Genomic DNA, 11,309 nt, shown 5'->3' with positions numbered 1-11,309 from the left:
AAGTTATAAAGAAAGTATATTCTGAGAAAGAAATAAAAAATGCTGGAAATTCAAATTGTTAATGAAAATTTCCAGCATTACAAGCACTTGCGCGTAATTGACTATTTTAAGGGGTAGTTTGTGCTTCTACTTGGTGTGGAGAACGCGTTGTTGTACCTGGCAGGTTTCTGATCAATAAACCAAAATTGATATCAATGTCATCAGGAACAGGAAGGTACACGATATGGCCATTACCCGGTGCTACATCAATAGCTTCACCTTTGCGGTTACACAATTTATCCAGTGTGAAAATAATATTACCTGTTGGTGTCATTAGTTCTAAGCTATCACCGACACTAAATTTATTTTTAACATCAACTTCTGCAAGTCCATTAAGGCGTTTGCCGGTAAATTCGCCAACAAACTGTTGTGTATCAGAAACAGAATAACCATATTCATAAGTCTGATAAGCATCGTGAGTATGACGGCGCAAGAAGCCTTCAGTATAGCCGCGGTGTGCTAAGCCTTCTAATGTTGAAAGCAAAGTAGGATCAAATGGTTTTCCTGCTACGGCATCATCAATTGCGCGGCGATAAACCTGCGCTGTGCGAGCACAATAATAGAATGACTTAGTTCGACCTTCGATTTTGAGAGAATGAACACCCATTTGTGTCAATTTTTCAACATGTTCAATAGCACGGAGATCTTTTGAGTTCATGATATAAGTGCCATGTTCGTCTTCAAAAGCGGTCATATATTCGCCAGGACGTTTTGCTTCTTCTATCATAAAGACTTTATCTGTTGGTGCGCCAGCACCCAGCGTAGGCGTAATATCATTCACAGGAATGGGTTCATGCACATGAACAATGTTGCCAACATCATCTTCCTTGCCTTCTTCAACTTTATATTCCCAACGACAAGCATTAGTGCAAGTGCCTTGGTTTGGATCGCGTTTATTAATGTATCCAGAAAGTAGGCAGCGGCCTGAGTACGCCATGCAAAGTGCGCCGTGAACAAAAACTTCGAGTTCTATTTCTGGAACTTGTTTGCGAATTTCGGCAATTTCATCAAGAGATAACTCACGCGACAAAATAACGCGCGTTAAACCCATTTGTTTCCAGAATTTTACCGAAGCCCAGTTAACTGCGTTAGCTTGAACAGATAAATGAATATCCATCTCAGGAAAAGCTTCACGAACCATCATGATAAGACCGGGATCTGACATGATCAGGGCATCAGGCCCCATTTCAATCACCGGTGTTAAGTCACGAATAAATGTTTTTAACTTCGCATTGTGAGGTGCAATATTCACTACGACATAAAACTTTTTACCAAGTTCGTGAGCTTCTTGAATACCTTTTGCAAGGTTTTCATGATTGAATTCGTTGTTACGGACTCGCAAACTATAGCGAGGCTGTCCAGCATATACAGCATCTGCACCGTAAGCAAAAGCATAGCGCATGTTCTTTAAAGAACCGGCAGGGGATAATAATTCTGGTGTAAACATGAGTGTTCTCAATCTGATGTCAAGTCAGTACTTATCCAAATAGGATAAGTATTTTTAAAGGAGCGCAATTTTAACGTGGTTTAGATGAAGATCCAAGTATTCCCTACAATAAGTAAGTATATCTAGGAAAGAAAACCTTGAGAAAACCTTGATAAGAAGGCTTAAACTTCATCCCAACGATAGCCTAATCCATAAATAGAGCGAATGAAGGTTTTTTCGCTATCCAGTAATTCTAATTTGCGGCGTAAATTTTTCACATGGCTATCAATCGTTCTATCGGTCACAATGCGGTGGTCATCATAGAGAATGTCTAGAAGTTGATCACGAGAAAATACTGTTCCGGGATTATCTGACATGAATTTTAGCAAACGAAATTCTACAGGGGTCAGTTCAAGTAATTGTTCGCCATAGCGTACTTGAAACGCATTTTCATCAATCATTAATTGATTTTTTTGTTTATTATTTGGCAATGAACTATGCTGACAACGCCGTAAAATCGTTTTTACTCGAGCGACAACTTCGCGTGGGCTAAATGGCTTACAAATATAGTCATCAGCACCAATTTCTAACCCAAGCAGTCGATCTATTTCCTCGGTTTTTGCTGTCACCATAATAATGGGGATTTCACAAAATTTGCGCAGTTCTCGACAAATCGTCAAGCCATCCATGCCCGGTAACATTAGGTCGAGCAGCATGATATCAGGCTGGTTCTGTTTGACATGTTCAATAACCCCATCACCGCGTTGTAGCAAAGATGGTTGATATCCTGCGGCTTCAAGGTAGTCATAAAGTAACTGACCTAATTTAGGTTCATCTTCAACAATCAATACTTGAGCACGAGGTAAGTTTTGCTCTATCACAGCTCATTTTCCTGTTGTTTTATCGGTAAATGGATAGCAATGCACACACCTCCAAGCGGAGAAGGGGATGCTTGTATTGAACCATTATGCGCTTCAACAATATTATAGCAAATGGCAAGACCTAAACCAGAACCCCCACTTGCTCTATTGCGTGAACCTTCAGCACGATAGAAGCGTTCAAATAAATGGCTACATTGCTGAACAGTTAAGCCCGGAGCGCTATCTTCCCAATAAATGGCGAGTTGGTTATTTTCAATCACTGCACGAATAATAATTTTGCCATGCGGGTCGGTATAACGCAGGCTATTTTCCATTAAATTATAAAAAAGCTGCAAGATACGGTCTGGATCGATATTCACGATTTGTTGTTTAAGTGAATCAAACTCAACAGTAAGTTGTTTTTCTTCTAGTCGCCAACGTGATTGCTCAATTGCCATCATAATCAATGGGATAATATCCGTATGTTGCTTGCGATAAGCTAAAGAACCGCGATCAGAAAGTGAGAGTTGATGTAAGTCATTCACTAATTTGATTAATGTGTGTGTTTCAGCAAGCAGGGAATTAATTGTTTCGGGCGTTGCTTTGCGTACACCATCTTGTACAGCTTCAAGCTCACCTTGTAATACAGATAAAGGTGTGCGAAGTTCATGAGAAATATCCGCCATATAATCTCGGCGCATTTGTTCATTTTTTTCTAAGGTTGACGCTAAATGGTTAAAATCTTTAGCTAATTGACCTAACTCATCTCGACCAACTTCAGGTACACGGGTTGAAAAATCACCTCTTGCTAATTGATTCGTGCCTTCTAATAATCGTTTGATTGGACGTAAAAAACCTCGCGCAAGAAAAGCGGTGGCAATTAAAGCCACAAAGAGTGACAAGCCTGCAATAAACCAGCTGGTGTACATTTGCTGTTCATCAAACCGCCGATCAATTTCATTGCTAATGAGGTCGCCATAGCTGGCGATAACCCAACCTACTGTTTTGCCATCTAGGGTGATAACGGGTTGGCGGATCACATTATTAGGAATTTTAATATTGCGTCCGAAAAGAATTTTCTTTTGGCTATCAAGCACCCAAAAATAGGAACGCCATGTTTTCGGCTTTGATGGTGGCAAAGAGCGCTGGTGGTGATCAATGCTACGTAAAATATTGAAAAAGGCACGTTCATCATTAATCAAAAATTGCCAACTTCCTGTATCACTGTATTGATCAGCAAGTGCCTCGGCAATGAGTTCAGCACGTTGTTGATCATTTTCCTTGATATAATCAAGAAAACCATGCTGGAAGCTCATTCGAACACCTTGGTGCATAATGACAACCAATAAAWGGCAGGTTGCAAAAATGGCCAAGAATAGTCGAGTACTGACACTGCTGAATTTGAGTTTCATATTGTGATCACCCATCAAACACTGACTTGATTAGCATTATTACGCTTACGCGAATAACGTTGTCTAAGTTGGTCGAAACATAAATAGACAACAGGTGTTGTAAATAAAGTCAGCAATTGGCTCATGATTAATCCACCGACAATGGTAATCCCTAAAGGTTGACGCAATTCAGCACCATCTCCACTGCCTAGCATAAGCGGCAGTGCACCAAATATGGCGGCAAGAGTTGTCATTAAAATAGGACGAAAACGTAATAAACTAGCACGGAAAATAGCGTCCCGAGCATTTAAGCCCTCATTACGTTGTGCTTGTATAGCAAAGTCGACCATGATAATGGCATTTTTCTTTACAATCCCGATGAGCAACATAATGCCAATGAGTGCAATAAGGCTAAAAGGCGTATCAAACATTTTCAAAGCTAATAATGCCCCTACACCCGCAGAAGGCAATGTAGATAAAATCGTCAGTGGATGGATATAACTTTCATAGAGAATTCCCAAAACGAGATAAACAGTCACAATGGCCGCGAATATTAAAAATAGCTGAGATTTTAATGTTTCTTGGAAAATTTGTGCTGTTCCTGCAAAGGTTCCTCTCACTGTTGATGGCACACCCAGTGATGTCATGGTTTTTTCAATGGCTGAAATTGCTTGATCTAGAGTGTAGCCATCTGCAACGTTAAAGGAGATGGTGGACGCTGCTGAAAGCCCTTGGTGATTGACACTCAATGGCGCATTAGCCGGCTGCCAGCGTGCAAAATAGGAGAGTGGAATAGGTTCACCTTGTGAATTAATCACAAACATTTTATCTAATGAGCTGACATCTTGAGTATATTCAGGTGCAACTTCCATAACCACTTTATATTGGTTCATTGCCTCATAAATCGTTGAAATTTGGCGCTGTCCAAAAGCATTATTGAGTAGGTCATTTGCTGCACGGACATCAATACCTAATTGTGCCATCAAATCTCTATCATAAGTGATAGCCATCTCGGCACCTTTATCTTCTTTATCTGAGTTCACATCTGTTAATTCAGGTAGAGAGCCAATTGCTTTGCGTATTGCTGGCTCCCAATCACGCAATGCATTCAGTTCATCAGCAAGTAAGGTAAATTGATAACTAGCGTTAGATTGGCGCCCACCTACACGAATATCTTGAACTGGCATCATAAACAAGTTAGCACCAGGTTCATTGGCAAGTTTTATCCGCAGGCGATTGATAACATCTGTTGCACTTTCTTTGCGTTCATCTAATGGATTTAATGAAATAAACATAGAACCACTATTTACACGGCTTCCTCCCGTGAAACCCGTCACGCTATCAACAGCAGGGTCTGCATTGACTTCTTTCATAAAGCGCTGCATTTTCTCTTTCATTGATTGAAATGAGATGCTTTGGTCAGCGCGCACAAATCCTAATAAACGCCCAGTATCTTGTTCAGGGAAAAAAGTTTTCGGAATGGAGATATATAAATAAATATTAAGACCAATAGTGGCAAACAAAATGGCTAAGACACTTTTTCGATGAGAAAGCATCCAATCTAATGTGACACCGTAACCTTTTTGAATTTTTTGCATGAAAAGTGCCATACCTTTGGTTTTAGCATCTTTTTTTAGCACTTGCCTTTTTAACAGATAAGCACACATCATTGGCGTTAACGTCAATGAAATGACTAATGAAATACCGATAGCCGTTGCAAGTGTAATGGCAAACTCACGGAATAATCGTCCAACCAATCCATCCATTAATAATAATGGGATGAAAACGGCGACTAATGAAATGCTCATTGAAACGACAGTAAAACCAACTTCACTTACACCTTTTACAGCGGCAATAAAGGTCTTTTGACCTTTCTCTATGTGGCGAGAAATATTTTCCAATACGACAATGGCATCATCCACGACAAAACCTGTGGCGACTGTCAGTGCCATTAATGAGAGATTATTTAAGCTAAAACCGCATAAATACATTGCTGAAAATGTACCAATAAGAGAAACAGGAACAGCAATAGCTGGGATCAGCGTAGCGCGACCAGAACGTAAAAATAACAAAACAACTAAGATAACTAAGGCGATAGCAATCATTAATGCGCGTTCAACTTCAACAAGTGAAGCGCGGATCGTCGGCGTTCTATCTTGAGCAACTTTTAAATCAATCGCGGCGGGGATCATGTCACGAAATTCGGGTAATTCTTCACGAATTCGATTAACCGTTTCAATGATGTTTGCACCAGCTTCACGGCGGATCACAATCAATACCGCAGGTTCTCCACCTGACATACCGGCAGCCCGAACATCTTGGACTGAATCTTTGACTGTTGCTACATCACTTAATTGAACCGGATTAGCATTGCTATAATGAACAATAATAGGGCGGTAATCTTCTGCTTTTTTTAATTCATCATTCGTTTGAATTTGCCAGCGATTATCATCGTTATTGATATAACCTTGTGGCTGACGCACGTTTGCGCTGCTAATGGCTCTACGAACCTGATCAAGTGAAACACCTTGGTTAAATAGAGCGGTTGGATTGAGTTCGACTCGAACAGCAGGCAGTGAGCCACCACCGACTGAAACTTCACTAACACCTTCAATTTGGGCAATGCGTTGTGCTAAACGCGTTGAAGCAATGTCGTAAATCTCACCTGTTCCTAATGTTTTTGATGTCAGTGTCAAAATCATAATAGGTGCGTCGGAGGGGTTAGATTTGTAATAACGTGGCCGACTAGGCATGCCACTTGGTAATAAACTTTGTGCGGCATTAATGGCAGCTTGTACCTCACGAGCTGCATTATTGATATCTTTATCGAGATTAAACTCAAGTGTAATGGTTGTTCGTCCAAGTGCGCTACTGGATGTCATTTCACTCAGTCCGGCAATACTTCCCAATGAGCTTTCAAGCGGTGTCGCAATGGATGATGCCATCGTTTCCGGAGAAGCACCCGGAAGTGACGCTGTCACATTTATAACAGGGTAATCAACTTGCGGTAATGGTGCAACAGGCAAAAAGATAAAGCTCAATGCACCGCAAAGTGTGATTGCCACACTAATTAGCGTTGTCGCAACGGGGCGGCTGATAAACAAGGCAAAGAAGCGTTTCATCATAAGACCTGTTTTTGGCGTGTTTGACGATGAGATTTGACAAAGTTAGAAAGTCTGTCAAATAACAGGTAAATCACCGGTGTTGTAAACAGAGTCAGGATTTGGCTCATAATCAGTCCACCAACCATACAGACGCCTAAAGGTTGTCTTAGCTCGGCGCCAACTCCCGTACTTAACATCAATGGTAAAGCACCAAGTAATGCTGCCATTGTCGTCATTAAAATAGGACGAAAACGTAATAAACAGGCCTGATAAATTGCATCACGCGGTGACATGCCTTTTTCGCGTTCAGCGGCAAGAGCAAAGTCAATCATCATGATGGCATTCTTTTTCACAATCCCGATTAATAAGATGATCCCAATGACGGCGATGACATCTAATTCATTCCCTGCCATCATTAAGGCTAATAAAGCCCCAACACCTGCTGTTGGTAGTGTTGAAAGAATAGTTATTGGGTGAATAAAGCTTTCATACAAAATCCCTAATACTATATACATGGCAATAATTGCAGCAGCAATTAACCACACAGTGCTACTCAGTGCAGATTCGAAAGCTTGCGTCGCGCCTTGGAATTGGGTTGTGATAGATTTTGGCATTGCAATGCGTGCCTCTGCATCTTTGACTGCATTGACGCCAGATTCTAACGAAGCCCCTTCAGCAAGGTTGAATGAGAAAGTAACTGAAGGAAACTGATCTTGGTGATTAATGGCAAGAGGACCATAACCTTCTTTGATATTGACTAATGTATTCAGTGGAACAATTGCACCATCCGTCCCTTTGAGTCGAATATCATTTAATGCATTAACACCATCACGAGTTTGGGTATTATGTTCAAGAATAACGCGGTATTGATTCGATTGCGTATAAATCGTCGAAATCATTCGTTGGCCAAATGCATTATATAATGCGTTATCAATTGCTGACATTGTAATACCAAAACGACTTGCAGTATCTCTATCAACATTGACATAAGCAACAAGCCCTTTATCTTGCCAATCACTGCTAACATCAATTAGCTCGGGCTGTTGTTTCAATTCTGCTAATAGTTGCGGAACCCAAAGTGCTAATTCCTCTAAAGAACCTGCTTGTAAAGAGAATTGATATTGGGTGCGCGCAAGCTGGGTATCAATGGTTAAATCCTGCATTGGTTGTAGGTATAAATTGACACCAGAAATACTATCCGCAGCTTGTTGTAAGCGAGGAATAATCGTATTGACGCGGTCAGGGCGATCATCTAAGGGTTTTAAAGTGATTTGAATGCGCCCATTATTTAACGTTGGATTGGTTCCATCAACACCCACATAAGTGGTGACATTATCAACAGCCGGATCAGCTAATAATTTCTCTGCAACTTCGGCTTGCTTTTGCGCCATTGCTGAAAATGAGATGGATTGTCGGCTTTCAATAGTCCCTTGAATAATTCCATTATCTTGTAAAGGGAAGAAACCTTTTGGTATCCACATATACAGCAATCCGGTCAAAATTAATGTACTAATTGCAACGCTTAGCGTTAACCACGGATGATTTAATACCCGTTTTAACCCAATAGCATAAGCTGCAATCATGCCATCAAAAAAACGTTCACAAACCAGTTCAAAGCGGTTGTGTTTATGTTCAGACTCTGGTTTGAGTAAACGCGCGCACATCATTGGTGTTAAGGTCAATGAAACCACGGCTGAGATTAAAATAGCCACTGCCAAAGTGATGGCAAATTCCCTAAACAAGCGCCCAACAATATCGCCCATAAATAACAATGGAATTAAAACGGCAACCAATGAGAAGGTTAATGAAATGATGGTAAAACCAATTTCTCCCGCACCTTTAAGTGCAGCAACTAACGGCTTATCACCTTGTTCGAGATAGCGAGATATATTTTCGATAACCACAATGGCGTCATCAACAACAAAGCCAGTTGCAATGGTAAGTGCCATTAATGTCAGGTTATTAACTGAAAACCCACAAAAATACATCACAGCAAAAGTACCCACTAATGATAGGGGTACGGCAATGCCCGGGATCAGTGTGGCAATGCCATTACGTAAAAAGAGGTAGATCACCATAACAACTAGTGCAATTGCCAGCATTAACTCAAATTGCACATCATTAACGGAAGCGCGAATGGTGCTTGTTCTATCAGTTAATATCTCAACATTGACTGATTTTGGCAGAGTTTCAATTAATTCAGGTAAAATATTACGTATGGTATCTGTTGTTTCAATAACATTCGCACCCGGTTGGCGTTGAACATTAATCACAATAGCCTGTTCAGTATTTGCCCAAGCGCCTAAGTAAGCATTCTCTGCTGCATTTTCAATGGTTGCGATATCGCCAAGACGAACGGGGGCACCATTTTGAAATGCAACAATTAAGTGGCGGTAATCATCTAATGACTTCATTTGGTCATTAGCTGAAAGTGTGACTGCACGTGTTGGGCCGTCGAAACTCCCTTTTGCTGAGTTGACGTTAGCATTATTAATAGCGGTACGAATTGTTTCGCTATCTAACCCTTTAGCGGCTACAGCTTGAGGATTTAAACTCACTCTTACCGCAGGGCGCTGGCCTCCCGCAAGGGTGACTAATCCTACACCATTAACCTGCGAAATCTTTTGAGCAACACGGTTTTCAATAATATCTTGAACTTGTGTCAATGGCATTGTGTCGGAAGTCACTGCCAATGTAAGCACTGGCGGATCTGCTGGGTTAACTTTGTTATAAACAGGCGGGTAAGGCAAATCAGAAGGTAAAAGATTTGATGCCGCATTGATTGCTGCTTGAACTTCTTGCTCTGCTACTTCAAGTGGCAAGGTTAATTGGAACATCAACGTAATGACAGATGCACCACCAGAACTTTGTGATGACATCTGTTTTAACCCTGACATTTGACCAAACTGCCTTTCCAGTGGGGCAGTAACCGCGGATGTCATGACATCAGGGCTTGCTCCCGGATAAAGGGTAATGACTTGAATTGTTGGGTAATCAACTTCCGGTAATGCCGAAACTGGCAAAAACCGATAACCAATGATCCCTGCGATGAGAATTGCCACCATAAATAAAGTGGTGGCGACAGGGCGTAGAATGAAGAGGCGAGAAGGACCTCCGCCTTTTTGAATTCCGGGCTGCATTAGGCGTTTTCCACTGACTTGTTATTTTTTTGTGTTTTTGGGGATGGTTTTGTAGTGTCACTATTGACGACCTCAACACGCGTACCATCGGTTAGTCGGTCAACACCATCAGTAATTACTTTGGCATTTGCAGCAAGGCCACTTTCAATCACAACTTGTTGGCTATCTTGCATACCAACTGTGACAGTTTGTTTGGTGACATGATTATCATCACTTAATATCCAAACATAGTGACCTTCATTACCCATTTGTAATGCAGCGGTAGGAATAACAACCGCATTTTGCAAGGTTTCAATTTGCATTTTGATATTGACAAATTGGTTGGGAAATAAGCTTTGTCCTTCATTGGTAAAACGCGCTTTTATTTTCAATGTGCCCGTCGATGGATCAATCTGATTATCAGTGCTTAATAAATATCCTTCAGTAATCATGGCAATATTATTACGATCCCAAGCTTCGACGATAACGGGTTGGCCGGATGACTGGGCTTTTTGAATAGCAGGAATATCACCTTCAGGAAGAGCAAATAACACATCTGCAGGTTCTGTCTGGGTAATAACAACGAGCGGCGTTGAAGTTCCTGCTGAAATAAAATTACCGACATCAACTTGTTTTAAGCCGACACGACCGGAAATAGGCGCGGTAATGCGGCTATAAGTTAACTGTAATTTAGCGCTATCGACCGCGGCTTGGTCAGCTTTAATTGTTCCTTCGGCTTGTAAGACAGCGGCTTTTTGGTTATCTAACTCTTGTTGCGAAATAACGTTGGTTCCTGCTAATTTTTGATAGCGACTTAAGTCCAGTTTTGCATTGGCAAGGGTTGCTTTATCTTTCGCTAATTGACCTTCAGCTTGGGCAAGTTGCACTTTGAATGGGCGAGGATCAATTTCAGCCAATAAATCGCCTGCTTTAACGTGTTGTCCTTCAATAAAATGTAATGACATCAATTGACCTTCAACACGGCTTGTTACCGTCACGACATTAGCCGCTTGCACTGTGCCAAGACCTGATAAATAACGAGGAACAACTTTTTCCTGCGCAACAGCAAATTGTACAGGAGCTAAAACACGACCGGGCATTACTCCTGGCCGAGTAGGGCGATTACTTGCCGATTGACTACTTTTATCTGCTTCAGGCTGGTTGCTTTGAGAGTAAAAATACCAACCCGCGCCTGCTGCAATAATGATAGCAACTAAAATAGCTGAACGAGTTAATGTTGTACGGTTTTTAGGTTTGTTCATTTTTAGGTTTTCGCTTAGCTCAAAGCCGAATAAAAAATCAATTCATAACAACGTAAATAGACGTGTTATATTTTTAGAAATTAGTCAGTTGCGACATATTAATAGTTT

The 11,309-nt window shown here is 41.1% G+C and carries 6 protein-coding genes; all 6 read right to left on the bottom strand.

Annotated features, from left to right (window positions below; translation table 11 throughout):
• Positions 1-106: 106 nt before the first annotated feature.
• Positions 107-1,486, bottom strand: coding sequence for a prephenate-dependent tRNA uridine(34) hydroxylase TrhP (gene trhP / locus OO7_RS10285; RefSeq protein ID WP_008915890.1), 1,380 nt, complete (start codon positions 1,484-1,486; stop codon positions 107-109).
• A gap of 161 nt (positions 1,487-1,647) precedes the next feature.
• Complete coding sequence (baeR, locus tag OO7_RS10280; RefSeq protein ID WP_156823172.1) at positions 1,648-2,343, bottom strand: envelope stress response regulator BaeR; 696 nt, start codon at positions 2,341-2,343, stop codon at positions 1,648-1,650.
• Positions 2,343-3,737 (bottom strand): envelope stress sensor histidine kinase BaeS, encoded by a 1,395-nt coding sequence (gene baeS / locus OO7_RS10275; protein ID WP_008915888.1) that lies wholly within the window; start codon positions 3,735-3,737, stop codon positions 2,343-2,345. The genes baeR and baeS overlap by 1 nt, the downstream gene beginning before the upstream one ends.
• A 14-nt stretch (positions 3,738-3,751) precedes the next feature.
• A complete protein-coding gene (mdtC, locus tag OO7_RS10270) occupies positions 3,752-6,838 on the bottom strand; it encodes a multidrug efflux RND transporter permease subunit MdtC (RefSeq protein ID WP_008915887.1) in 3,087 nt (1,028 codons plus the stop codon).
• Positions 6,838-9,960: an MdtB/MuxB family multidrug efflux RND transporter permease subunit gene (locus OO7_RS10265; RefSeq protein ID WP_008915886.1), complete on the bottom strand. Its 3,123-nt coding sequence runs from the start codon at positions 9,958-9,960 to the stop codon at positions 6,838-6,840. Before OO7_RS10265 ends, mdtC begins: the two co-directional genes overlap by 1 nt.
• Positions 9,960-11,201 (bottom strand): MdtA/MuxA family multidrug efflux RND transporter periplasmic adaptor subunit, encoded by a 1,242-nt coding sequence (locus OO7_RS10260; protein WP_008915885.1) that lies wholly within the window; start codon positions 11,199-11,201, stop codon positions 9,960-9,962. The genes OO7_RS10265 and OO7_RS10260 overlap by 1 nt, the downstream gene beginning before the upstream one ends.
• Positions 11,202-11,309: the final 108 nt, after the last annotated feature.

It is taken from the genome of Providencia sneebia DSM 19967, assembly GCF_000314895.2.
GTDB classification, from domain to species: Bacteria; Pseudomonadota; Gammaproteobacteria; order Enterobacterales; family Enterobacteriaceae; genus Providencia; species Providencia sneebia.
Note: the sequence above shows the minus strand (reverse complement) of the source record. Positions and strands in the feature narration are given on the sequence as shown.

Excerpts from the sequence above, each read along its gene's own strand:
- trhP (WP_008915890.1), bottom strand. The coding sequence starts at position 1,486 with ATGTTTACACCAGAATTATTATCCCCTGCCGGTTCTTTAAAGAACATG.
- mdtC (WP_008915887.1), bottom strand. The coding sequence starts at position 6,838 with ATGAAACGCTTCTTTGCCTTGTTTATCAGCCGCCCCGTTGCGACAACG.
- OO7_RS10265 (WP_008915886.1), bottom strand. The coding sequence starts at position 9,960 with ATGCAGCCCGGAATTCAAAAAGGCGGAGGTCCTTCTCGCCTCTTCATT.
- OO7_RS10260 (WP_008915885.1), bottom strand. The coding sequence starts at position 11,201 with ATGAACAAACCTAAAAACCGTACAACATTAACTCGTTCAGCTATTTTA.